This window comes from Janthinobacterium sp. P210006 (genome assembly GCF_036231885.1).
Taxonomy (GTDB): Bacteria; Pseudomonadota; Gammaproteobacteria; order Burkholderiales; family Burkholderiaceae_D; genus Janthinobacterium; species Janthinobacterium violaceinigrum.
Genome location: NZ_JAZARD010000004.1, coordinates 541,948 through 563,998, shown reverse-complemented (window position 1 = coordinate 563,998; position 22,051 = coordinate 541,948). Strand labels below are relative to the sequence as shown.

Annotated in this window: 23 protein-coding genes; 8 read left to right on the top strand and 15 right to left on the bottom strand. The window is 63.9% G+C overall.

The annotated features are described in order from the left end of the window. Positions 1-15: 15 nt before the first annotated feature. The gene (locus VPH41_RS22300; RefSeq protein ID WP_152281858.1) at positions 16-378 is read left to right on the top strand and encodes a hypothetical protein; all 363 of its coding nucleotides are present in this window, start codon (positions 16-18) and stop codon (positions 376-378) included. A 148-nt stretch (positions 379-526) separates the two neighbouring features. On the opposite strand, the gene VPH41_RS22295 is transcribed toward VPH41_RS22300, so the two are convergent. Then, entirely contained in the window at positions 527-1,114 is a 588-nt protein-coding gene (locus VPH41_RS22295) for a molybdopterin-dependent oxidoreductase (protein ID WP_328571526.1), read from the bottom strand. Positions 1,115-1,339: 225 nt separating this feature from the next. On the opposite strand from VPH41_RS22295, the gene VPH41_RS22290 reads away from it, so the two are divergent. Then, positions 1,340-1,921: a porin family protein gene (locus tag VPH41_RS22290; RefSeq protein WP_152281860.1), complete on the top strand. Its 582-nt coding sequence runs from the start codon at positions 1,340-1,342 to the stop codon at positions 1,919-1,921. A 172-nt stretch (positions 1,922-2,093) separates the two neighbouring features. Here VPH41_RS22290 and ettA read toward each other — a convergent pair whose 3' ends face one another. Both ettA and rarD read right to left on the bottom strand, forming a co-directional pair. Further along, positions 2,094-3,761 (bottom strand): energy-dependent translational throttle protein EttA, encoded by a 1,668-nt coding sequence (gene ettA, locus VPH41_RS22285; protein ID WP_086144373.1) that lies wholly within the window; start codon positions 3,759-3,761, stop codon positions 2,094-2,096. Positions 3,762-3,858: 97 nt separating this feature from the next. Then, the gene (gene rarD / locus VPH41_RS22280; protein ID WP_328571525.1) at positions 3,859-4,743 is read right to left on the bottom strand and encodes an EamA family transporter RarD; all 885 of its coding nucleotides are present in this window, start codon (positions 4,741-4,743) and stop codon (positions 3,859-3,861) included. A 237-nt stretch (positions 4,744-4,980) separates the two neighbouring features. Here rarD and VPH41_RS22275 point away from each other — a divergent pair, with 237 nt between their 5' ends. Together VPH41_RS22275 and VPH41_RS22270 are read left to right on the top strand one after the other, a co-directional pair. Beyond that, a complete protein-coding gene (locus VPH41_RS22275; RefSeq protein WP_152281862.1) occupies positions 4,981-6,858 on the top strand; it encodes a potassium transporter Kup in 1,878 nt (625 codons plus the stop codon). Between the two features lie 157 nt (positions 6,859-7,015). Continuing rightward, positions 7,016-7,495, top strand: a complete 480-nt coding sequence (locus tag VPH41_RS22270; protein ID WP_152281863.1) for an FKBP-type peptidyl-prolyl cis-trans isomerase — start codon at positions 7,016-7,018, stop codon at positions 7,493-7,495. Between the two features lie 72 nt (positions 7,496-7,567). On the opposite strand, the gene VPH41_RS22265 is transcribed toward VPH41_RS22270, so the two are convergent. Genes VPH41_RS22265 through VPH41_RS22255 form a run of 3 tightly spaced genes read right to left on the bottom strand, consistent with a single transcriptional unit; the run spans position 7,568 to position 9,661 of the window. Further along, positions 7,568-8,239: a diphthine--ammonia ligase gene (locus VPH41_RS22265; protein WP_328571524.1), complete on the bottom strand. Its 672-nt coding sequence runs from the start codon at positions 8,237-8,239 to the stop codon at positions 7,568-7,570. Next, positions 8,236-8,712: a GNAT family N-acetyltransferase gene (locus VPH41_RS22260; RefSeq protein ID WP_328571523.1), complete on the bottom strand. Its 477-nt coding sequence runs from the start codon at positions 8,710-8,712 to the stop codon at positions 8,236-8,238. Before VPH41_RS22260 ends, VPH41_RS22265 begins: the two co-directional genes overlap by 4 nt. A 40-nt stretch (positions 8,713-8,752) precedes the next feature. Continuing rightward, positions 8,753-9,661 (bottom strand): LysR family transcriptional regulator, encoded by a 909-nt coding sequence (locus tag VPH41_RS22255; protein ID WP_328571522.1) that lies wholly within the window; start codon positions 9,659-9,661, stop codon positions 8,753-8,755. 103 nt (positions 9,662-9,764) lie between these two features. Here VPH41_RS22255 and VPH41_RS22250 point away from each other — a divergent pair, with 103 nt between their 5' ends. After that, a complete protein-coding gene (locus tag VPH41_RS22250; RefSeq protein ID WP_328571521.1) occupies positions 9,765-10,601 on the top strand; it encodes a type 1 glutamine amidotransferase domain-containing protein in 837 nt (278 codons plus the stop codon). An 87-nt stretch (positions 10,602-10,688) separates the two neighbouring features. Here VPH41_RS22250 and VPH41_RS22245 read toward each other — a convergent pair whose 3' ends face one another. Then, entirely contained in the window at positions 10,689-11,114 is a 426-nt protein-coding gene (locus VPH41_RS22245; RefSeq protein ID WP_152257608.1) for an organic hydroperoxide resistance protein, read from the bottom strand. A 285-nt stretch (positions 11,115-11,399) separates the two neighbouring features. Between VPH41_RS22245 and VPH41_RS22240 the strand changes: the two genes are divergently transcribed. Together VPH41_RS22240 and VPH41_RS22235 are read left to right on the top strand one after the other, a co-directional pair. Continuing rightward, the gene (locus tag VPH41_RS22240; protein WP_152281868.1) at positions 11,400-12,659 is read left to right on the top strand and encodes a histidine kinase; all 1,260 of its coding nucleotides are present in this window, start codon (positions 11,400-11,402) and stop codon (positions 12,657-12,659) included. Next, complete coding sequence (locus VPH41_RS22235) at positions 12,652-13,434, top strand: LytR/AlgR family response regulator transcription factor (protein WP_328571520.1); 783 nt, start codon at positions 12,652-12,654, stop codon at positions 13,432-13,434. The genes VPH41_RS22240 and VPH41_RS22235 overlap by 8 nt, the downstream gene beginning before the upstream one ends. Before the next feature lie 81 nt (positions 13,435-13,515). Here VPH41_RS22235 and VPH41_RS22230 read toward each other — a convergent pair whose 3' ends face one another. The 7 genes from VPH41_RS22230 to VPH41_RS22200 all read right to left on the bottom strand — a co-directional run bounded on the left by VPH41_RS22230 (position 13,516) and on the right by VPH41_RS22200 (position 21,124). Beyond that, complete coding sequence (locus VPH41_RS22230) at positions 13,516-14,559, bottom strand: histone deacetylase family protein (RefSeq protein ID WP_287776223.1); 1,044 nt, start codon at positions 14,557-14,559, stop codon at positions 13,516-13,518. 24 nt (positions 14,560-14,583) lie between these two features. Further along, a complete protein-coding gene (gene gshA / locus VPH41_RS22225) occupies positions 14,584-16,185 on the bottom strand; it encodes a glutamate--cysteine ligase (RefSeq protein ID WP_328571519.1) in 1,602 nt (533 codons plus the stop codon). Positions 16,186-16,400: 215 nt separating this feature from the next. Beyond that, a complete protein-coding gene (gene prmC / locus VPH41_RS22220) occupies positions 16,401-17,231 on the bottom strand; it encodes a peptide chain release factor N(5)-glutamine methyltransferase (RefSeq protein WP_152281872.1) in 831 nt (276 codons plus the stop codon). An 11-nt stretch (positions 17,232-17,242) separates the two neighbouring features. Continuing rightward, entirely contained in the window at positions 17,243-17,713 is a 471-nt protein-coding gene (locus VPH41_RS22215; RefSeq protein ID WP_328571518.1) for a disulfide bond formation protein B, read from the bottom strand. Positions 17,714-17,896: 183 nt separating this feature from the next. Beyond that, positions 17,897-18,973 (bottom strand): peptide chain release factor 1, encoded by a 1,077-nt coding sequence (prfA, locus tag VPH41_RS22210; protein WP_152257601.1) that lies wholly within the window; start codon positions 18,971-18,973, stop codon positions 17,897-17,899. A gap of 94 nt (positions 18,974-19,067) precedes the next feature. After that, positions 19,068-20,342, bottom strand: coding sequence for a glutamyl-tRNA reductase (gene hemA, locus VPH41_RS22205; protein WP_152281874.1), 1,275 nt, complete (start codon positions 20,340-20,342; stop codon positions 19,068-19,070). A 92-nt stretch (positions 20,343-20,434) separates the two neighbouring features. Then, positions 20,435-21,124, bottom strand: coding sequence for a response regulator transcription factor (locus tag VPH41_RS22200; RefSeq protein ID WP_046681910.1), 690 nt, complete (start codon positions 21,122-21,124; stop codon positions 20,435-20,437). A gap of 168 nt (positions 21,125-21,292) precedes the next feature. Here VPH41_RS22200 and VPH41_RS22195 point away from each other — a divergent pair, with 168 nt between their 5' ends. Continuing rightward, positions 21,293-21,796, top strand: a complete 504-nt coding sequence (locus VPH41_RS22195) for a hypothetical protein (RefSeq protein WP_152281875.1) — start codon at positions 21,293-21,295, stop codon at positions 21,794-21,796. A gap of 3 nt (positions 21,797-21,799) precedes the next feature. On the opposite strand, the gene minE is transcribed toward VPH41_RS22195, so the two are convergent. Continuing rightward, positions 21,800-22,051: a cell division topological specificity factor MinE gene (minE, locus tag VPH41_RS22190; RefSeq protein WP_034752886.1), complete on the bottom strand. Its 252-nt coding sequence runs from the start codon at positions 22,049-22,051 to the stop codon at positions 21,800-21,802.

The following is a 22,051-nucleotide window of genomic DNA, read 5'->3' as shown; positions in this document are numbered from 1 at the left end:
CGCAGGGAGTGTAGTATGTTATTTTTAAAGAGTACGTCCGTCAGCAAGGCCCCCGGTATTTATGAGGTCGACATCGCCGCCAAACCACCGGGCAAGACCTTCGGCATTTTCCTCGCCACCGATCCCGACCATCCACCGCATGCCTTGCTGGGACAATTGAAGGCGCTCGGCTTCGAGAACACCTATAGTTCGCCCTACCTGCACAAGGACTCGGGCAAAGTGCTGGACCTGCATTTCCAGAAAGATGGCACGGATATCTTCAAGGGCTGGAAAACCGAGGAGTGCACGCACAACCTGGCGGCCATCACGGCCCTGTTCGAGGAGCACGGCATCACCATCGCGCCGCGCGTCATGTCGATGGCGGAAGCCTACGCCTGATCGCCTGTCGCAACCTGCAGCGCGTGCGGCGGCCGATGCCCACTGTCTCGGCGGCCTCGTGCATGCGCACAGCGCCGCTTCTCCGGCCAACGGGGGCGCCGCGCCCCACTGCCGCTCGCCACGGTTGTGTTTGGCGTTTTAAGCAGCGTCAGCCAGCTTCCACGCCGATGTGATACAGCGCCCACGGGCAGCTGGCGAACCGTTCGCCCAGGGGCAGGGCCGCCACGGCCGCGATGCGGTCCGCATCGTGGATCGCCCATAGCGGGCCCAGGCCGCCCAGCGCCATCGCCTGGCCGTCCAGGTGGGTGGCGACTATAAAACGCTGTGCGCGCGCCTGCGCCACGGTCAGCGCCGCTGCATAGCCGTCCACGGCGCGCAGCAGCAGGCGCACCTCGCCATCATCCGGGGCGCCCGCCACCTTCAAGACATCGACCAGCAGGGGCCCGCGCAGGGCATGCGCCTTGCCGTCGTATTCCAGGGTGGGGTGGATGGTGCGTGCCGGCAAGTTCGCCAGCGCCGCAAAGTCGAATGCCCGCGCCCGCTCAAAACTGATTTTTTGCTTGTGCATCATCTGGTCGCGCACGGCGTCGAACGGCCCCCGGTTGGGCTTGTCGATGCTGCCCGTGATGGTCAGCAGGGCCGGGCCGCGCAGGCCGGCGGCGGCGGGCGCGGCCCGGGCAATGGCGGGCAGGGCCGCGGCGGCCATGGCGGCGGCGAGAAACTGGCGTTTATGCATGCACCTCTCCTGTGGACTGAAAATCGCTAATGCTCTTAAGTCTATCTTAAGTTCGCTCAACAGTGCGCATCTTTGCTTTATTGTCAGTTTGAAATTTCCGCTTACATCTTGTCACAGTTCTTACGGAATGGAGAAAGACGTGGCTTTTTTCGGCTGTTATTGTGTAGTCATCGCACTTCGCTGAACTGCGAATCCAGGCACCATTCACTAATTGAGAGAGAGAACATGATGAAGAAGAAAATCCTGTTTGCAATGATCGCTACGGCCACCGCACTGACCGGCATGAGCGCCGCACACGCTGAAGGCGCCTATGTGGGTGCCGGTATCACGGGTAACCGTTACAACTTCGATATTCCTGGCGCCACCAGCGCCGATAATCACAGCGGCTACAAGGCCGGCGCCAAGGTCTTCGCCGGTTACGATTTCGATAAAACCTGGGCAATCGAGGGCGGCTATGCCGATTTCGGCAGCAAGGACTACAGCTATGTCACCAGCGCCGGCAACGGTTCCGTGAAAAGCGATTCGCACGGCTACTACCTGGCCGGCAAGGCCACCATGCCGGTGAGCGATAAAGTGGGCGTGTTCGGCAAGCTGGGCGTGGCCAAGGTCAAGAACAGCTTGAGCGGCACGGGCCTGTCGACCGGCATCAGCGGCAACGACAAGACGGGCGTGTACGCTTCCGTCGGTGCCCAGTACGCGATCAACGAGAAAGTCTCGCTGACGGCGGAAGTGGAACACTTCGGCAAGAGCGCCGACCAGGGCCGCAAGGCGACGGGCCTCGCTTTGGGCGCACGCTACAACTTCTAAAAACCTACTGTGCGGCACGCCTTGCGGCCTCCGATGCTCACTGTGCTATAGCACAGCTCCGCTTCTCAGCCACAATTCGTTGCCGCTCGCTACGGTTTTAAAAACTGGAAGTGTGCTGAAAAAAAAGGCAGTTACCGCGAGGTAACTGCCTTTTTGCATTGCCGGACCGAAATTACGTGGTCAGCGGCTTGTAGCGGATACGTTTTGGTTTCGCGCCTTCTTCGCCCAGGCGTTTCTTCTTGTCGGCTTCGTATTCTTGATAGTTGCCGTCAAAGAAGGTCACTTGCGAGTTGCCTTCGAAAGCGAGGATGTGCGTGGCGATACGGTCGAGGAACCAACGATCATGCGAAATGACCATGACGCTGCCGGCAAATTCCAGCAGGGCGTCTTCCAGCGCGCGCAAGGTTTCCACGTCCAGATCGTTCGACGGTTCATCGAGCAGCAGGACGTTGCCGCCCATCAGCAAGGTTTTTGCCAGGTGCAAACGTCCGCGTTCACCGCCGGACAGGTTGCCCACTTGCTTTTGCTGGTCCGAGCCCTTGAAGTTGAAGCGGCCCAGGTAGGCGCGCGACGGCATTTCGAAGCGGCCGACCGTCAGCATGTCGGCGCCGCCGGACACGTCTTCAAACACGGACTTGTTGTCGGCCAGCGAATCGCGGTTCTGGTCGACGATGGAGACGCGCGCCGTCTGGCCGATGGCCACTTCGCCGCTGTCCGGCGTTTCCTTGCCGGTGATCATCTTGAACAGGGTCGACTTACCGGCGCCGTTGGGGCCGATGATGCCGACGATGGCGCCTGGCGGCACGGTAAAGCTCAGGTTATCGATCAGCAGGCGGTCGCCGAACGCTTTCGACACGTTCTTGAACTCGATGACTTCATTGCCCAGGCGTTCGGCCACGGGAATGAAGATTTCCTGCGTCTCGTTGCGCTTCTGGTATTCGTGTTCGGACAGCTCGTTGAAGCGGGCCAGGCGGGCTTTCGACTTGGCCTGGCGCGCTTTCGGGTTCTGGCGCGACCATTCCAATTCCTTCTGCAGCGCTTTCTGGCGCGCCGATTCCGTCGCCTCTTCCTGCTTCAGGCGGGCTTGCTTCTGGTCCAGCCAGGTCGAGTAATTGCCCTTCCATGGAATGCCGTGGCCGCGGTCCAGCTCCAGGATCCACTCGGCCGCATTGTCGAGGAAGTAGCGGTCATGGGTGATGGCCACGACGGTGCCGGGGAAGCGCAGCAGGAATTGTTCCAGCCAGTCGACCGATTCCGCATCCAGATGGTTGGTCGGTTCGTCGAGCAGCAGCATGTCCGGTTTCGACAGCAGCAGCTTGCACAGCGCCACGCGGCGCTTTTCACCGCCGGACAGCACGCCGATCTTGGCATCCCATGGCGGCAGGCGCAGCGCGTCGGCGGCCATTTCCAGCTGCAGGTTCAGATTGCCGCCGTCGGAAGTCGAGATGATCGCTTCCAGGCGTGCCTGTTCCGTGGCCAGGGCGTCGAAATCGGCGTCTTCCTCGGCATACGCGGCGTACACGGCTTCCAGCTTGGCTTGCGCTTCAAATACTTCGCCCAGGCCCGACTCGACTTCCTGGCGCACGGTCTTTTCCGGGTCCAGCTGCGGTTCCTGCGGCAGGTAGCCGATGTTCAGGCCCGGCATCGGCACGGCTTCGCCCTGGATGTCGGTGTCGATGCCTGCCATGATTTTCAGCAGGGTCGATTTGCCGGAGCCGTTCAGGCCCAGCACGCCGATCTTCGCGCCTGGGAAGAAGGACAGGGAAATATCTTTCAGAATCTGGCGCTTGGGCGGGACGATTTTGCCCACGCGATTCATGGTGTAGACGTAATTTGCCATTAGAAATCTCGGGTGATATACAAAGACGGACAGGATACGGTAAACGCCCGCTTCCGGCCAGCGCTGCGCGCTGCGGAAACGGACGCCAGGGGCAGGACTAGGCGGCGGCGCGCGCCTTGCGGGCCGTCCACAGCCCTTCGGCCGCATACAGGGCCAGCGCCGTCCAGATGACGAGGAAGCCCAGCATGCGCTCGGGCGTGAACGCTTCGTGGAAGACCCACACGCCGATCAGCAGCTGGCCCGTGGGGGCGATATATTGCAGCAAACCCAGTACGGCCAGCGGCAGGCGGCGCGCGCCGGCGGCAAACAGCAGCAGGGGAATGGCCGTGATGGGGCCGGACGCCAGCAGCAGCGCGCGCGTGGCGGTGGAGTCTGTATTTACGAAGCCGCTCTGGCCATGCCAGGCCAGCCACAGCATGTAGGCCAGCGCCAGAGGAAATAAAATCAGTGTTTCAAACGACAGGCCCTCGAGCGCGCCCAGCGCGGCCGTCTTGCGCAGCAAGCCATAGCCGCCGAACGTGGCGGCCAGCAGCAGGGCGATCCATGGCACTTGTCCCGCCTGCCAGGTGAGCCAGGCCACGCCGCAGGCGGCCAGGCCGATGGCCAGCCACTGCAGGCGGCGCAGGCGCTCGTGCAGCAGCAAAAAGCCCAGCATGACGTTGATCAGGGGCGTAATGAAGTAGCCGAGGCTGGCGTCGACCACGTGGCCGTTGTTGACGGCCCAGATATAGATGAACCAGTTGGCGGACAGCAAAAACGCGCTGGCCACGAAGCTGGCCACGACCCGCGGCTGCGCCTTCAGGCTGCCCAGCCAGCCCCACTGGCGGCGCACGGTCAGCACGACACCCAGGAACAACAATGACCAGACCATGCGGTGCGCCAGGATTTCCTGCGGTGCGATCTCGCCGATGGCATGGAAATACAGGGGGAACAGGCCCCAGCACAGGAAGGCGAGGGAGGCGTAGAGCATGCCTGGATTCATGATGGCGTTCGCTAAAGAGTAGACAGTCTGTCATTATGGCTGAAAACACCGGGGGCTGCCCGGCGCCGCTGGCGAGGCGTAGAATGGCAACAAATCAATGGCCGCAAGCCCGCGCGACATGGCGGAACGGCATAAAACAACGACTGTGGGGCAGCCCGGAACCATGCAAAAATACTCTTGCTATTTGCTAATACCTATCATATTGTGCGATGCAACAAAACAAAAACGGGTGCAATCTTGACGTCGGAACACAAAAAAAGCGGCCTGGTTGGCTTGACCCTGGCGGCCGTCGGCATCGTTTACGGCGATATCGGCACCAGTCCGCTGTACACGCTGAAGACGGTCTTTGACCCGGCCCACGGCCTGGAGGTCACGCACAACAACCTGCTGGGCATCGTTTCGCTGATTTTCTGGGGCCTGACCCTGATCGTCTCGCTCAAGTACGTGACCCTGGTGTTGCGCGCCGACAACCGCGGCGAGGGCGGCATCATGGCCCTGATGGCGCTGGTACTGTCGTCCGTCAGCAAGTCGTCGCGCTGGCATGTGCCGCTGATGGTGATCGGCGTGTTTGGCGCCACCCTGTTCTATGGCGACAGCGTGATCACGCCGGCCATTTCCGTGCTGTCGGCGATCGAGGGCCTGGAAGTGGCCACGCCCGCCTTCAGTCCCTACGTGGTGTGGCTGACGATTGCCGTGCTGGTGGGCCTGTATTCCGTGCAATCGCACGGCACGGCCGGCATCGGCCGCTTCTTCGCCCCCATCATGCTGATCTGGTTTGTCGCGCTGGCCTGCATGGGCGTCGTCAACATCATCAAGTCGCCGGGCATCCTGGCCGCCGTCAACCCGCTGCATGCGGTAGCGTTCCTGCTGGAAAATGGCCGCATCGCCTTCCTGTCGCTGGGCGCCGTGGTGCTGGCGCTGACGGGCGCCGAGGCGCTGTACGCGGACATGGGCCACTTCGGCAAGAAGCCGATCCGCATGGCCTGGTTCCTGATCGCCTTCCCCGCGCTGGCATTGAACTACCTGGGCCAGGGCGGCCTGTTGCTGGCCCATCCGGAAGCCATTTCCAATCCGTTCTACCAGCAGCTGGGCGCCTGGAGCGTGTACCCGCTGGTGATCCTGTCGACCATGGCCACCGTGATCGCTTCGCAGGCAACCATTTCCGGCACCTTCTCGATGACCAAGCAAGCGATCGCGCTGGGCTTCCTGCCGCGCATGCGCGTGCGCCACACGTCGGAAAGCGAAATCGGCCAGATCTACATTCCCGCCGTCAACTGGCTGCAGCTGGCCGTGGTGCTGATGGCCGTCGTCGGCTTCGGCTCGTCGGAAAAGCTGGCCGCCGCCTACGGCATCGCCGTCACGGCCACCATGCTGGCCACCACCATCCTCACCTTCTTCGTCATCCGCTACCGCTGGAAGATGAATTTGCTGCTGTGCTGGGCCGCTACCGGTTTCTTCCTGATCATCGACGTCAACCTGTTCTCGGCCAGTGCCCTGAAACTGTTTCACGGCGGCTGGTTCCCGCTGCTGCTGGGCTCGATCTTGTTCATCATCATGCTGACCTGGAAGCGGGGCCGCCAGCTAGTGTTCGAGAACCTGGAAAAGCATGCGATTCCGCTCGACGACTTCCTTTCCTCGCTGTTCATCGCGCCGCCCCTGCGCGTGCCCGGCACGGCCATCTTCCTGCGCGGCGAAACGGACGGCGTGCCGCATGCGCTGCTGCATAACTTGTTGCACAACAAGGTGCTGCACGAACGGGTGATCTTCCTGACCGTCTTCATGCATGAAGAGCCGTGGGTGGCGCCATCGGAGCGCGTGCGCGTGGTGGACCTGGGCCACCAGTGCTACCAGGTCAATGTGCATTACGGCTTCAAGGATGAACCGGACATTCCGGCGGCGCTGGCGCAATGCGCCGAGCAGGGCCTGGATTTCGAGATGATGGAAACGTCGTTCTTCATCGCGCGCCAGACCATCATCTCGACGCCGGGCGCCGGCATGATGCCGTGGCGCGAGCACCTGTTCGTCACCATGTCGCGCAATGCGCGCACGGCGGCCGACTACTACCAGATCCCCAGCAACCGGGTGATCGAACTGGGCACGCAGGTGGAAATTTAAACAATATGATAATTGTGTCAACGTTGCATTGACGCACAAATTTATCGCCGCGCTTACGTCTGCTTACAAATGGGTCCGGCGACTCCTGTTAAACTCCAGCCCGTACCGGTCCGCACCGTACGGGCCTTAGCCACACACCAATATTTAAAGGGAAACCATGAAATCGGTATTTCAATTGATCGCCACGCTTGCTTGCGCCGTGGCCCTGACTGCTTGCGGTGCTGCTGCCAATACCGAGAAACCGGTCGTGCTGGACCCGAATACACAGGTGAAAGAGCTCACCATTACCAATCCGGTGGTCGGCACCGGCACGGCGGCAGCGGCCGGCGATACCCTGCTGGTGACCTACACGGGCTGGCTGTATGACGCGACCAAGCCGGACAACAAGGGCAAGCAGTTCGATGCATCTCCCGCGCTCACCGGTTTCGAGTTTCCCTTGGGCATAGGCAAAATGATCCTGGGCTGGGACCGCGGCCTGGTCGGCATGCAGGTGGGCGGTACGCGCCGCCTGCTCATACCGTATGACCTGGGCTATGGTGTCAGCGGCTCCCGCGATCCCGTGACGGGCGCCGTGGTGATCCCGGCCTACGCCGGCCTGGTGTTCGACATCACGCTGGTCAAGGTGACGAAAAAGTAAGCGCGCACAGGGTAGCAATGACAAAGGGCGATTCCACGGAATCGCCCTTTTTGCTTTCATGGCCAGGCGCCGTCAGGCCGGCGCCAGCTCCTGGAAGTAATAGGTGGCGCCGCCCAAGGTGGCCGGCGCGTCGTATTGCAGCACCTGCGCGCGGCGCAGCGCCACCGGCGCGCTGAAGGCGGGACCGTCGTAGACGAAGGTGTGGAATTCGCCGTTTTCGCCGCAGGCGTCGACGCCGGGCGGCAGGTCGGCCAGGAAGGCGGCGTCGAATTCGCGCCCGCAAAATTCGCGCGGCAGGTGCTGGCCATTGATGCACACGACGATGGCCTTGAAGCCGGCGGCGAGAAATTCGTCGACCAGCGCGCGCCGTTCTTCGCCCCACAGGGGCAGATGCGCCGTCAGGCCGGCCGCGGCACACACCTTTTCTTCCCAGTCGCGGTGCGGCTGCAGGTCGATGTCGCCAAAGATGGCGTGGGCTATGCCCTCGTCCTTCGCCGCGCGCAGCATGGCGATGAATTTCTCCTCGTAGCTGGCCCAGCTGGCGTGATAGCGCTGCAGGCGCGCACCCAGGCTGGCCGCTTGCGCTTCGAGCAACTCGGGCGGCACGCCGTGCGAGCGCGATTTGCGGCCATCCTCATCCATGGCCGTGATCAGCAGCGGCACGCGCAGGCCGGCGTTGCGCGCACGCCACAGGGCCAGGCAGGAATCCTTGCCGCCGCTCCAGGAAATGAGGGCCGTCGTCATGCCGCCGTGCCCGCCGCCACGGCACGCAGCATGTCGATGTGCTGTATGCCGTCTTCATCGTACGGCGCGCTGACGGTGACAAAGCCGAACGACTGGTAGAAGCGCTCCAGGTACTGCTGCGCGCCGATGCGGATGGCGTGGCCCGGGTGCTGGCGCTCGGCCCGCGCGATGCCTTCCGCCAGCAGCTGCCGGCCGGCGCCCGTGGTGCGCGCCTCGGGCGCCGTCAGCACGCGGCCCAGCGACATTTCCACATACTTGGCGCCGGGCGCCAGCACGCGCAGGTACGCGGCCAGCTGGCGCTGGCCGCCGGCCGTTTGCCAGCCCAGCAAGTGCATGGCCTGCTGGTCATGGCCATCGAGGTCCGGGTAAATGCACTGCTGTTCGATGACGAACACGCGCTGGCGCAAGGCCAGCACCTGGTACAAATCGTGGGGGCCGAGTTCGTCGAACGTGTTCCATTGCCAGCTGATCATGGGTCATCCTTGATTGAGAGTGGCCATGATTTTACCGGCTTCACGGCGCCGGCGCGGGGTAGCGCTGCGCATACCACTGCTTCAGGTGCTCGATGCAGCGCGTCACGCGGGGCGCCACCAGCTGGCGCGACGGGTAGATGGCAAACAGCGCCAGGCTGGGGCGCTCCACGTCGGGAAACAGCTCGACCAGCGCGCCGCTGGCCAGTTCTTCGCGGCAGACAAAGGTGGGCAGGATGCCGATGCCCAGGCCCCGCAGGATCAGGCTGCGCATGAACAGGGTGTTATTCGTGCGCACCCAGTTCGGCACTTCGATGTCGCTGTGCGGCCCCGCATGGCGCAGCGGCCAGCGGCTGCCGAACAGGGCGTGGCTGTAGATGAAGCAGCGCTGGCGCGTCAGGTCCGTGGGGGCCAGCAGGGGACCGTGGCGCTCCAGGTAGGCGGGCGCGCAGCAGATGTGCAGGCGGTAGTCGTGGATGTGGCGCGCCACATAGCTCGAATCCGTGAGCGCCGTGGTGACGCGAAAACCCAGGTCGTAGTTGGCGGCCGCCAGGTCCACATATGCATCCTTCAGGTCGACGTCCAGGCGCAAGGCCGGCCACTCGGCCATGAAATCGGCCAGGCCCTCGGCCAGCTCGCCCACGCCCAAGGACAGCGGCGCGTTGATGCGCAGGCGGCCCGTCACGTGGGCCGTCGAATGGGCCACCATGTCCTCGGCCTGCGCCAGTTCGTCGAGCAGCTTGCGGCAGTGCTCGAGGTAGGCGGCGCCCGTTTCCGTCAGGGCCAGCTGGCGCGTGGTGCGCGTCATCAGGCGCCCGCCCAGTTCCTGCTCCAGCTGGCCGATGCGCCGGCTCACATACGAGGCCGACAGGTCCAGTTCATCGGCTGCGCGGCGAAAGCTGCCCAGCTCGGCCACGCGGCGAAACAGCTGCATCGCCTGCAATTTATCCATTGCGTTTCCATTCAGTCGTATTTGGCATTAGTCAGCTGCATTATTCATCATTTTTCTCCATTTTGATTCGGAATATGCTGAGGGCTTCTCTACTGGAATCCTCATGATGAAAAAATTACTCTTAAGCAGTGTGCTGTTCGCCGCCCTTTCCACCGCCCAGGCGGCCGACGTCCTCGTCGTGCTGTCCGACGCGAATCACCTCGAACTGCGCGATGGCAAGGTCTTCGCGACGGGCTTTTATCTGAATGAACTGATGCAGCCCGTGAAACGGCTGCTCGACGCGGGCCACACGGTGACGTTCGCCACGCCGCAGGGCCAGGCGCCCACCCTGGACGCCAGCTCGGATACGGCTGCCTATTTTGGCGGCGACGCGGCCGCGCACGCGGCGCACAAGGCCTTGCTGGACCAGCTGGCGCTGACGGTGCCGGGCCGCTCGCCCGTGATCAGCCTGAAACGGGTGGAGCAGATCGGCTATGGCCACTATGCGGCCGTGCTGGTGCCGGGCGGCCACGCGCCCATGCAGGACTTGTTGAAGGATGCCAGCCTGGGCGCCTTGTTGCGCCAGTTCCATGCGGACGGCAAGCCGACGGCGCTGCTGTGCCACGGCCCCATCGCCCTGCTGTCGGCCCTGCCGCAGGCGGGGGCATTTGCGGCCGCGCTGGAAGCGGGCCAGACGCCCGCCACGCCGGCCGGCTGGATCTACAGCGGCTACCGCATGACGGTGATCAGCAACGAGGAAGAGGCGGCGGCGCAGGGCGCGCTCGGCGGCGGCACGATGAAGTTCTATCCGCAGTCGGGCTTGCAGGCGGCCGGCGCGCAGTATGTGCAGAACCAGGCGCCGTGGAGCAGCAACGTGGTGGTCGACCGCGAGCTGATCACGGGGCAGAATCCCGCCTCGGCGCCGGCCCTGGCGGACCAGCTGCTGCAGGCGCTGCGTTAACGCAACGTTAACGCAACATCCCCGGCGGCGCCAGGGCGCGGCCGGGGATGTGCAACGGGCGCAGGGCCGCGTGTTCTGCGTGTTCGATTACACGATCGTCAGGGTGACGTCGATGTTGCCGCGCGTGGCGTTCGAGTAGGGGCACACGATGTGGGCGGCGGCGACCAGCGCTTCGGCGGCGGCGCGGTCCATGCCCGGCAGCGAAATTTTCAGTTCCACTTCGATGCCGAAGCCCGTGTCGATGGCGCCGATGCCGACGTTGCCTTCGATGGACAGGTCTGCCGGCAGGGCGATCTTGTCGCGGCCGCCAACGAATTTCATGGCGCCGATGAAGCAGGCCGAGTAGCCGGCGGCGAACAGTTGTTCCGGATTGGTGCCCACGGCGCCATTGCCGCCCAGTTCTTTCGGCGTGGTCAGCTTGACGTCCAGCACATTGTCGGACGATACGGCACGGCCTTCGCGGCCTCCGGTGGCGGTAGCTTGAGCGCGGTACAGGACTTGTTTGATCGACATGATGGTTTTCCTCGAGTAAATTAAATAGTTGACGACTAGATAGTGTGCTACTTGTTTCGTGGGCTGGTGCCCCAGGATGCCCGTCTGAAGAAGCGATTGCCGGCGTCCATGTACACAATATATATCGTGTGCTATTTAATTGCAAGCGATTTTATTTTGAGGCGGCGCATATTTGTGCATTATTTCTTGGCCTTTGTCGCCGGTATGGCCCTTCCATCGCATAATGGCCTCCGTCGCCGGGGCCGATTGCTATGCTGGGCCCACTTCAAACCCCAAGGAAAAATCATGACCAGCCTTTTCTTTATCCTGCGCATCACCCTGGCCACGATGGTCACCTACATCATCGCCACGGCTATCCTGGTGGAGAATTTCCTGCGCTATATCTTCGGGCATACGGAAGGCTTTTTTGTCATCGTCGGCGCGCTGCTGGCCAGTGTCGTCGTCACGAACGCGTTTTCGCATGTGCGGCGCGTGCGCCTGATCGCCGGCGCCGTCAATGCCAGCACCCTGTCGAGCCGCCAGCGGCGCCAGATCGAGATCCCGTTCGAGGCGGGCGAGGTGTTCGACATGATCGACGCGGCCATCCGCGAACTGCCGGGCAGCGAAGTGGTCGAAAGCGCGCGCGACAGCCTGCAGGTGCAGGCCCGCGTGCGCCGCGCGGCGCCGTACACGCACACGGGCTTGCCCCGCATGCGCGTGCTGGGTTTCCTGGAGCCGCGGCCGAACCAGATCCTTGCCACCGTCACGCCGAATGGCGAGGCGGGCAGCGTGACCCTGATCTGCGAGCCGGCACGCAATGCCTGGACCGACTGGTTCCTCGTCGACCATGGCAGCAACCTGGAAAATGCGGAAGCGGTGACGCGGGCGATGACGCGCCGGGTGGCGCAGCGGCGCCGCGGCGAGCAGGCCGAGGCGCGCCAGACGGTGACGGAAAAGGAACTCACGGTGGCCAAGCTGAGCCTGCTGCACGCGCAGGTGGAGCCGCACTTCCTGTACAACACCCTGGCCAGCGCGCAGCTGCTCACGCGCAGCGATCCCGTGCGGGCCGACGAAATGCTGGGCAACCTGATCCTGTACCTGCGCCACTCGCTGCCGCGCACGGAGCAGGCGATGTCGACCCTGGGCACGGAGCTGGAACGGGCGCGCGCCTACCTCGATATCCTGAAAATCCGCATGGGCGAGCGCCTGAACCTGCAGATCGAAGTGCCGCAATACCTGCGCCAGGTGGAACTGCCGCCCATGATGCTGCAAACCCTGGTGGAAAACGCCATCAAGCATGGCCTGGAGCCGAAAAGCGGCGGCGGCACCATCTGGATCATGGCGCGCAGCGGCAATGGCACGGTGATCGTCACGGTGGCCGACGATGGCAAGGGGTTCAGCGACGACGGCGCGGGCACGGGCATCGGTTTGCGCAATGTGCGCGAACGCCTGCGCCTGACCTACGGCAATGCCGCCGCGTTTGCCATTGTCGCCAATTTCCCCGATGGCGTGACGGCCACCATCACGGTGCCGGACAGCACGGCGCAAGGAGTGTCGTATGCATGAGATTGAAATGACGTGCGTCATCGCCGAAGACGAGACCCTGCTGCGCGATGCGCTGGTGGCCCTGCTGGCCGAAGCGTGGCCCAATTTGCGCATCGTCGCCGCCTGCGACGACGGCGGCACGGCGCTCGAGGCCATCGCCACCCTGCGCCCCGACGTGGCGTTTCTCGATATCCGCATGCCGGGCCTGACGGGGCTGGAAGTGGCGGCCGGCGCGCTGGAAGCGAGTCCCGGCACGCAGGTGGTGTTCGTCACCGCCTACGACCAGTACGCGATCGATGCCTTCGACAACGGCGCCGTCGATTACCTGTTAAAACCCATCGCCCGCGAGCGCCTGCAAGCGACCCTGCAGCGCTTGCGGGCGCGTGCCGGCAAGGCCAGGACGGGCGATGGCGCGCTGGCCGGCCTGCTGCAGCAATTGAGCAGCGCTTTGCCGGCGGCCGCCAAGTCGCCGCCGCTGGTATGGCTGACGGCCAGCAGCGGCAAGGATACGCGCCTGATCATGGTGGAAGACATCGCGTATTTTCAGTCGGACACCAAGTACACGGCCGTCATGACGGCCGAGGGCGAGGCGCTGCTGCGCAAGCCGATCCGCGAACTGCTCGACGTGCTGGACCCGGCCATCTTCAAGCAGATCCACCGCTCCACCATCGTCAACATGAAGATGGTGGCGTCCGTCACGCGCGACGAGGCGGGGCGGGGCATCCTGCGCCTCAAGACGCGGCCGGAAACCCTGGCCGTGAGCCAGCCGTTCATGGCGCTGTTCAGGAATATGTAGAGCTGCTAAAGCCGGGGTCAGACCCTCAACACCGCCAACCCCAGGCTCACCGTCAATGTGGACGGGGGGCTGACCCCAGAATTACTCCGCAGTTTCAAAACCCTCAAGCACATTGACGACATTGATGCCGATTTCCTTCACCGCATAGCCCCCTTCGAGGATGAAGGCGGTGGGCAGGTTCAGATGCGCGAGGCGCTCGCCCACGCGCAGGTAGTCGCCGCTTTGCAGGCAGAAGTGCGACAGCGGGTCGCCGGCGAACGTGTCGACGCCCAGCGACACCACCAGCGCGTCGGGCGCGTACATGGCGATGCGCAGGCAGGCCGTTTCCAGCGCGGCGAACCAGCTGGCCGCGGACGTGCCGGCCGGCAGCGGCAGGTTCACGTTGTAGCCGAGCCCCGCGCCGCTGCCCGTCTCGTCGGCGTGGCCCAGGTAAAACGGATATTCGCTGCGCGGGTCGGCGTGGACGGAGGCGAACAGCACGTCGTCGCGCGCATAGAAAATGCTCTGGGTGCCGTTGCCGTGGTGGTAATCGATATCGAGGATGGCGACCTTGCGCGCGCCGTCGTCGAGCAGGTGCTGCGCGGCCAGGGCCGCGTTGTTGAGAAAACAGTAGCCGCCGAAGAAATCGCTGCCCGCGTGGTGGCCCGGCGGGCGCGTGAGGGCAAACGTGGCCCGTTCGCCCAGGCGCAGCGCGTGGGCCGCGTTGACGGCGCAGTCGGCGCCCGTCTTGGCCGCCGTCCACGTGCCGGCCGTCAGCGGCGTGCCGTTGTCCATCGAGTACAGCCCCAGCTTGGCCGTGAAGTTGTCCGGTTCGATATCGCTGCGCAAGGTGCGCACGGGCCACACGGATGGTAAGGCGTCCTTGCCCGCATTGTCCGGGTCGAGCGCCAGCCAGTCGTGCCAGGCGTGGCGCAGGAAGTGCAGGTAGCGGGGCGTGTGGATGCGCTCGAGCGACGTCAGCGGCACGCCGTGCGGCGTGACGATGCGGCCCAGGTTGCGCCGTCCCAGCTCGGCCACCACCATGTCGGCCCGTTCGGGCGTCTCGAAGCAGGGCACCATGGCGCCGCGAAACATCTCGAAGCGGCCCCGGTGCTGGCCGTGCAATTCATTGTAGAAGGTCAGCATGGGGCGCTTTGCGCAAGGTCAGGCTCAGGTGTGCGAGCACAGGGTGCTGGCGCGGTAGGCAGCGACGAAATCGTCGAAGCTGCCGGCGGGCGCCGCTTCCATGGCGCGCTGCTCGGCCAGCGAGCTGGCGGCCATCTCGTCGAAATACGCGCTTTGTTCCGGCGCCGGCGGCTGCGCGCGGAAATAGGCGGCGTGGCGTTCGCTCTGGCGCAGGCCGAAGGCGGCAAACGAGCCGCCGTTGGCGCGCAGCTCGGCCAGCACTTTTGCCGATGGCGTCGCATCGGGGTCGGCCAGTTTACGGGCTTGCGCGGCCAGGCTGTCCGCGTGCTGCGTGCCACCGTGGCGCGCGTCGAGCAGTGCCGCCACGGGGGCGATGCGTGCCAGCAGCTCTTCGCCCCACGCTTGCAGGCCGATCTCCTCGCCGTCGCGGCGCAGGGTCAGGCCCGGCTTGCGGCCTTCCTTGACGGTGCGGGCGAAATTGTTCGTATAGCAGGCGCTTTGCTCGGCCGAGATGGGCGCGCTGTCGTCGAGCGCGCAGAACAGCAGGAACGCGTCTAGGAAGCGGCCCGTTTCCAGGCTGATGCCCACCGGTTCGAACGGGTCGACATCCATGCAGCGCACTTCGATGTATTGCACGCCGCGCAGGCACAGGGCCTGGATGGGGCGCTCGCCCGTGCGGATCACGCGCTTCGGGCGGATGGTCGAATAGTATTCATTTTCGATCTGCAGCACGTTGGTGGACAATTGGATCCACTCGCCATCCTTTTTGGTACCCAGCGCTTCATACGGCGGATACGGATCGTTGACGGCATGCGTGAGCGCGTTGACGTAGTCGTCCAGGCTGTTCTCGTGCGGACGCAGGCCCGACTGGGCGTCGTTCTGGTAGCCGAGGTCGCTCATGCGCAGGCTGGTGGCATACGGCAGGAACAGGGTGTCCTCGGACAGGGTGTCGAGCTTGTGCGCGCGGCCGCGCAGGAAACCGGCCGACAGGGCCGGCGAGGCGCCGAACAGATACATCAGGAGCCAGCTGTAGCGGCGGAAATTGCGGATCGTCGCCAGGTAGCTTTCCGACTGCACGTCTTTCGGCGTGGCCGTCGCGTGCGCGGGGCTGGCGCTGGTGTCCGGATTGCTGGCCAGCACTTGCCACAGCTGCTCGTCGAGCGAATAGTTATAGTGGATGCCGGCGATGCATTGCATGGCTTTGCCGTAGCGCAAGGCCAGGCCGCGCCGGTAGACGTGCTTGAGCATGCCCATGTTCGAGGTGCCGTAGTTGGCGATCTCGATTTCCGCTTCGGGCGGCAGCTGGCACGGCATCGACTGGCTCCACAGCAACTCGTCGCCGAGGCGGCTGTAGGCGTGGCGGTGCACGGTGTCGAGCTTGTCGAGCGTGACGGCGATATCCTGTTCCGCCGGCGTGATGAATTCGAGCAGCGCTTCCGCGTAGTCGGTGGTGATTTCAGGGTGCGTCAGCGCCGAGCCCAGGGCGGCGGGGTGGGGCGTGGAAGCCAGATGGCCGGCATGGTCGACGCGCAGGGTTTCACGCTCGATGCCGCGCAAGCCGCCCAGCAGCGCGCGGTTGGCATCTTCGGTCAGCAATGCCAGGCGGCGAGTCAACAGGTTGGGCAATTTGAGCTTCCTTTCTTGTGCAGCATATAAATAATTTGTGCTGAGATTAACCGAATTTTGGCAAATGCGTCGGCACCGGCCCAAAAAACGCCGCGTCGCCAGCGTCCGCCCCGGGGAACGGGGGCGGCGCTTCGGTCAGGAATTCGCTTGATATTTTAACAAACTGCGGAGCATCTGGCGCGTCGCCGGATCAAGCCCCGTGCACGTGGACGGGCTCAGCCCAGGCGGGCGCCGCTGACGCGCTCGATACCGGCCAGGTCGCGCCAGCTTTGCACTTTGCTGTAGCCGGCGTCGGCCAGCAAGCCGCGCACGGCCGGCGCCTGGTCGTAGCCGTGTTCCATCAGCAGCCAGGCGCCTGACGCCAGGTGGCGCGCGGCGCCGGAGACGATGGTGCGCAGGGCCGACAGGCCGTCCGCGTGGTCGGTCAGCGCGCCGGCCGGCTCAAAGCGCAGATCGCCTTCGGCCAGGTGGCGGTCGCCGCTGGCGATGTAGGGGGGATTGGAGACGATCAGGTCGAATTTTTCCGTCCCCAGCGCTTCGAACCAGTCGCTGGCCATGAAGGTGATGTTGACGCCGTTGGCGCTGGCATTGCGGCGCGCTACGGCCAGGGCCGCGCTGCTCACGTCCAGGGCCGTGACGACGGCGTCGGGCCGCGTGTAGGCCAGCGCGACGGCGATGGCGCCGCTGCCCGTGCCCATGTCGAGCACGCGTCCGCCGGGCGGCAGGCGCTCGAGCGCCAGTTCGACCAGCACTTCCGTGTCGGGGCGGGGGATCAGCACGGCGTCGTTCACTTCGAATGGCAGGCCGAAAAATTCGCGCTGGCCCACGATATAGGCGATCGGCTCGCCTTGCAGGCGGCGCGCCAGCAAGGCCGACAAGCGACCCGCTTCGTCGCTAGTGAGCACACGCTCCGATTGCGTGATCAGCGAGACGCGCGACAGGCCCAGCGCGTGGCCCAGCAGGATGCGGTTGTCGAGCGGGTCGAGCAGTGGACGGATTTGCAGGGCGCCGACAGTGCTGCCGGCGGGGATCAGTGTTTCTGGCATAGTGCTTTCAATTATTTCTTACGGCGCAGCAAGGTCCACAGCAGGCCGAGGGCAAAAATGGCGAACCAGAGGAACGCCCATTGCGGGATGGACAGGCCGAAAAATGGCTCGCCGGCATTTTCGCAGGCGCCATACGATTCAAACATGAAGGGCATGACTTGCGCCGTGAAAATCTTGTTCAGCGCCGTTTCCACGGGGTCGATGCCGCACGAGAAGCCGGGATTGGCCAGCACGTACAAATGCTTGGCGCCCACGCCCAGTCCGCCCAGGGCCGCCAGCAGGCCGATGCCGGCGCCGATTTTCGGCCGGTTCGCCGCCGCGCCCGCCAGGCAGGCGATGCCGATGGCGAGGAACAGGTAGCGCTGGATCACGCACAGCGGGCAGGGCGCCATGTTCATGGCATGCTGCAAATACATGGCGACGCCCAGCATCAGGAAACACAGGGCGGCGATCGACAGGAGGACGGTGCGTGAATTTTTCATGGGCGACACGGTGAGGTGAATAGGGAAAAAGCGTTACGCATTCTCGCACAAGGGCAGATTTTTATTGCTTAGCCGCTACTTAAAGCTGTCGGCTTACGCGCTGCGCGCTAAGCCGACCTACAACTGGCTTTGGGAATGTAGGTCGGCTTAGCGCAGCGTAAGCCGACGCAATGGCACCAGCGTTTAGTCGCCTAAAGCAGCCAGCAGCTCCGCCTGGTGCTCTGCCGCCAGCGCATTCGTCAGCTCCGTCAAATCCCCATCCATGATGAAGTCCAGCTTGTACAAGGTCAAATTGATGCGGTGGTCCGTCAGCCGGCCTTGCGGGAAGTTATAGGTGCGGATGCGTTCGCTGCGGTCGCCCGAGCCGATCAGGCTCTTGCGGGTGGCCGCTTCCTTCGATTGCTGTTCGCGCAGCTGCACGTCCTTGATGCGCGCGGCCAGCACTTTCATCGCCTGCGCCTTGTTCTTGTGCTGGCTACGGTCATCCTGGCATTCCACCACGATGCCGGTCGGCAAGTGGGTGATGCGCACGGCGGAGTCCGTTTTATTGATGTGCTGTCCGCCCGCGCCCGAGGCGCGGTAGGTATCGATGCGCAGGTCGGCCGGGTTGATGTTGACGTCTTCCACTTCGTCCGCTTCCGGCATCACGGCCACCGTGCAGGCGGACGTGTGGATGCGGCCCTGCGTTTCCGTGGCCGGCACGCGCTGCACGCGGTGGCCGCCCGACTCGAATTTCAGCTTGGAATATGCGCCATTGCCGACGATACGCACGATCACCTCGCGGTAGCCGCCCAGGTCGGAATCGGACGAGGACACCAGTTCCACCTGCCAGCGGTTGCGCTCGGCAAAGCGCGTGTACATGCGCAGTAAATCGCCGGCGAACAGGGCCGATTCGTCGCCGCCCGTGCCGGCGCGGATTTCCAGGAAAATATTGCGCTCGTCATTGACATCCTTCGGCAGCAGCATGGTCTGCAATTCGCGCTCCAGCTGCGCCATGGTGGCTTTTGCCGCCTCGATCTCTTCCTGGGCGAATTCCTTCATGTCCGGGTCGGACAGCATCTCTTGCGCCGTCGCAATATCGTTGCCCGCTTCCTGGTAGGAGCGGTACAGGGCCACCAGCGGGCCCAGTTCGGCATGCTCGCGCGTCATCTTGCGGTAGCTGTCCATGTTCGACGTGGCGTCCGGATGCATCAGCAGTTCGTCGAGTTCGACCAGGCGGTTCGCCAGTTGATCGAGTTTGGCCAGCATGGATGGTTTCATAGCGATTCGCGGTAAAAGAGTGTAGGGATGGTGCGGGTCCGGCAAGCCCGGCAGGCGGGCAGGGGCGGCCGCGCGGGCGGCCAGTGGGGCTGCGCTAACGGCGGGGGCGGAACAGTTTCGGCAGCAGGGTGACCAGCTGCTTGCGCTCGTCGCCCTGCGCATGGTGCAGCGCCTGCTGCGGGCCGTGCAGGAATTTGGCCGTCAAGCCTTTCGACAGCGCTTCGAGCACGGCGTCGATGTCGGCGCCCTTGGCCAGCATCTTGCGCGCCCGTTCCACTTCCATCAGGCGCAGCGCTTCGCTGTTTTCATGCAGATGCTGGATGACGGGCACCATGGCGCGGTCGTCGACCCAGCTCATGAACGATTGCACGCGCGTCTCGATGATGGCTTCCGCCTGCGCCACGGCCGCTTGCCGACTTTCCAGGCCCGTCTGCACGACCTTGCCCAGGTCGTCGACCGTGTACAGGAAGACGTCGTTCAAACGGCCCACTTCCGCCTCGATATCGCGCGGCACGGCCAGGTCGACCATGAACATGGGCTTGTGGCGGCGTGCCTTGATGGCGCGCTCGACGAGGCCCAGGCCCAGCAGCGGCAACGACGACGCCGTGCACGAGATGACGATGTCGAACTGGTGCAGTTTTTCCGGCAAATCGGCCAGGCGGATGGCCGTGCCGTTGAAGCGGTGCGCCAGTTCCTCGCCCCGTTCCATGGTGCGGTTGGCAATGGTGATGCTTTTCGGATTCTGCGCCGCAAAGTGCGTGGCGCACAGTTCGATCATTTCGCCGGCGCCGATGAACAGCACGTTTTGCTCGGCAATCTTGTCGAAGATGCGCTGCGACAGGCGCACGGCGGCGGCCGCCATGGACACGCTGTGGGCGCCGATTTCCGTGCTGCTGCGCACTTCCTTGGCCACGGAAAAGCTGCGCTGGAACAACTGGTGCAGATACGTGCCCAGGCCACCCGCCTCGTCGGCCGTGCGGATGGCATCCTTGATCTGTCCCAGGATCTGCGTTTCGCCCAGCACCATCGAGTCCAGCCCGGAGGCGACGCGGAAGGTGTGGCGCACGGCATCGTGCTGCGGCAGCATATATAAGTGGGGGCGCAGCTCGCTGTAGTTGAGCTGGTGGTAATCGGCCAGGAAATGCGCGCCCGCGTCGAGCGGATTGGGCACATGGCTGGCCGCATACAGCTCCGTGCGGTTGCAGGTCGACAGGATGGCCGCTTCGTCGTTGTCGCGCAAGTCGATGCGCTGGAACCAGGTGCGCGCCGCCATCACCGCCTGGCCCAGATGCTCAGGCGCAAACGCCAGCTGTTCGCGGAGCGACACTGGGGCGGTTGTATGGTTGAGGCCGACGGCAAGCAGTTGCATTTCAGGGCTGTTGGGAATTCTTATGCCGACATTATAGCGCCTTGTGCCCGCTCTTTGAGCAGTCCGCCTGTTTTTGCCCTGCTGCGCCGGCGTCACCCGCCCAGTTTTTCCAGGCGATATCCATAGCTGTAGACGGGCACGAGGCGGTAGCCGTGTTCCGGTTTCAGCTGCAGCTTGTTGCGCACGCGCGAGACGTGGGTATCCATGGTGCGCGAAGGCAGGGCCGTGTCGCGCTGCCACACGGCTTCGTGGATGTAGGCGCGCGACAGGGGACGGCCCAGGTTGCGGAAAAACAGCAGCGCCAGGGCGAATTCCTTGTGCGTCACGTCCAGCACTTCGCCATCGCGCAGCAGACGGCCGGGGCGGGTCTCGAACGTGTAATGACCGAATTGCAAGTACTCGGCGCCATTCTGGGCCGGGTAGGCCACGCGCAGCAGCGCCTGGGTACGCAAGGTCAGTTCGCTGCGCCGCAGGGGCTTGATCATGTAGTCGTCGGCGCCTGCCGTCATGCCCGCCACCACGTCGTCTTCGCCCGAGCTGTTGGTCATAAACAACACGGGCGCCTTCGGCGCCAGTTTTTCCCGGGCACGGCGCAACACTTCGGCACCGTCCAGATCGCTGACATGCCAGTCGAGGATGAGCATGTCGCAACTGTCCTTGCGCAGTTGTCCCAGCATCTCCTTGCCACTCTGAAACTCGTGGCAAGCGTGGCCGGCGGCGGTGAGCACCTGGCAGATCAGTTCTGCCTGGCTATGGTCGCTATCGAGTACGGCAATTCGCATAATGGGCTGGAGTGTGTAGCAACAAACAGACGGTCCGCTCTGCTTATCGTAATGTTAAGGAATGCTCAAGTGAAATATAACAGAGATTGCAACTGTGTCCAGTGAAATCGGAAGACAGGGCCTTTACGTTACACTTGTTGATCGACCCCTCACCGCGGAGTAACGGCCATGACAGACAAGAGCAGCACCGATTGGACCCTGATACCGGCCAGCCGTGCCGAAATCGAGCAGGTGCGCGAGCGTTGCCGGCGCCTGGTGCAGCGGCGCGCCATGATGTCGGCGGGCGCTTCGGCCATTCCCATCCCCGGCGTCGATCTGATGTCCGACGTAGGCCTGTTTTCCATGCTGATCAATGATATCAACCACGAATTCGGTCTCACGCCCGAGCAGATCGAGCGTCTCAACCCGCAGTTCAAGATGATGGCCTACCGCGCGGCGGTGGGCATGGGGGGCATGCTGGTGGGTAAGCTGGTATCGCGCGAACTGATCCTCCACCTGCTCAAGCGCAGTGGCGTCAAGATTGCCACCAAGCAGGTGGCGCGCTTCGTGCCGTTTGCCGGCCAGGCCGTGGCGGCCGCCATCGGCTACGCCGTGTTCCGCCAGATCGGCAACCAGCACGTGAATGCCTGCGCCGCGGTGGCGCAGGAGTTGCTCACGGTCAGGCCGGATTAGACTTCAGGCGTCCGGCAGCACCACGTTGACGTCGAGTACTTCCAGGTTGCCCTGGCGGTCCAGCGAGATCTTGATGTCGTCGGCATTGACCTTGGTGTACTTGGAAATGACGGCGATCAATTCCTTGTGCAGGGCGGGCAGGAAGTCCGGACCATCGCGTCCGCTGCGTTCGCGGGCGATGATGATCTGCAGGCGTTCCTTGGCCGCGGTGGCCGTCTTCGGCTTGGGGGGGAACAGGAAAGAAAGCAAGGCCAT

What these genes read in the sequence shown, in the direction of transcription:
- VPH41_RS22300 (WP_152281858.1), top strand. Translation starts at nt 16, where the DNA reads ATGTTATTTTTAAAGAGTACGTCCGTCAGCAAGGCCCCCGGTATTTAT.
- VPH41_RS22295 (WP_328571526.1), bottom strand. Translation starts at nt 1,114, where the DNA reads ATGCATAAACGCCAGTTTCTCGCCGCCGCCATGGCCGCCGCGGCCCTG.
- VPH41_RS22290 (WP_152281860.1), top strand. Translation starts at nt 1,340, where the DNA reads ATGATGAAGAAGAAAATCCTGTTTGCAATGATCGCTACGGCCACCGCA.
- ettA (WP_086144373.1), bottom strand. Translation starts at nt 3,761, where the DNA reads ATGGCAAATTACGTCTACACCATGAATCGCGTGGGCAAAATCGTCCCG.
- rarD (WP_328571525.1), bottom strand. Translation starts at nt 4,743, where the DNA reads ATGAATCCAGGCATGCTCTACGCCTCCCTCGCCTTCCTGTGCTGGGGC.
- VPH41_RS22270 (WP_152281863.1), top strand. Translation starts at nt 7,016, where the DNA reads ATGAAATCGGTATTTCAATTGATCGCCACGCTTGCTTGCGCCGTGGCC.
- VPH41_RS22265 (WP_328571524.1), bottom strand. Translation starts at nt 8,239, where the DNA reads ATGACGACGGCCCTCATTTCCTGGAGCGGCGGCAAGGATTCCTGCCTG.
- VPH41_RS22260 (WP_328571523.1), bottom strand. Translation starts at nt 8,712, where the DNA reads ATGATCAGCTGGCAATGGAACACGTTCGACGAACTCGGCCCCCACGAT.
- VPH41_RS22255 (WP_328571522.1), bottom strand. Translation starts at nt 9,661, where the DNA reads ATGGATAAATTGCAGGCGATGCAGCTGTTTCGCCGCGTGGCCGAGCTG.
- VPH41_RS22250 (WP_328571521.1), top strand. Translation starts at nt 9,765, where the DNA reads ATGATGAAAAAATTACTCTTAAGCAGTGTGCTGTTCGCCGCCCTTTCC.
- VPH41_RS22245 (WP_152257608.1), bottom strand. Translation starts at nt 11,114, where the DNA reads ATGTCGATCAAACAAGTCCTGTACCGCGCTCAAGCTACCGCCACCGGA.
- VPH41_RS22240 (WP_152281868.1), top strand. Translation starts at nt 11,400, where the DNA reads ATGACCAGCCTTTTCTTTATCCTGCGCATCACCCTGGCCACGATGGTC.
- VPH41_RS22235 (WP_328571520.1), top strand. Translation starts at nt 12,652, where the DNA reads ATGCATGAGATTGAAATGACGTGCGTCATCGCCGAAGACGAGACCCTG.
- VPH41_RS22230 (WP_287776223.1), bottom strand. Translation starts at nt 14,559, where the DNA reads ATGCTGACCTTCTACAATGAATTGCACGGCCAGCACCGGGGCCGCTTC.
- prmC (WP_152281872.1), bottom strand. Translation starts at nt 17,231, where the DNA reads ATGCCAGAAACACTGATCCCCGCCGGCAGCACTGTCGGCGCCCTGCAA.
- VPH41_RS22215 (WP_328571518.1), bottom strand. Translation starts at nt 17,713, where the DNA reads ATGAAAAATTCACGCACCGTCCTCCTGTCGATCGCCGCCCTGTGTTTC.
- prfA (WP_152257601.1), bottom strand. Translation starts at nt 18,973, where the DNA reads ATGAAACCATCCATGCTGGCCAAACTCGATCAACTGGCGAACCGCCTG.
- hemA (WP_152281874.1), bottom strand. Translation starts at nt 20,342, where the DNA reads ATGCAACTGCTTGCCGTCGGCCTCAACCATACAACCGCCCCAGTGTCG.
- VPH41_RS22200 (WP_046681910.1), bottom strand. Translation starts at nt 21,124, where the DNA reads ATGCGAATTGCCGTACTCGATAGCGACCATAGCCAGGCAGAACTGATC.
- VPH41_RS22195 (WP_152281875.1), top strand. Translation starts at nt 21,293, where the DNA reads ATGACAGACAAGAGCAGCACCGATTGGACCCTGATACCGGCCAGCCGT.
- minE (WP_034752886.1), bottom strand. Translation starts at nt 22,051, where the DNA reads ATGGCCTTGCTTTCTTTCCTGTTCCCCCCCAAGCCGAAGACGGCCACC.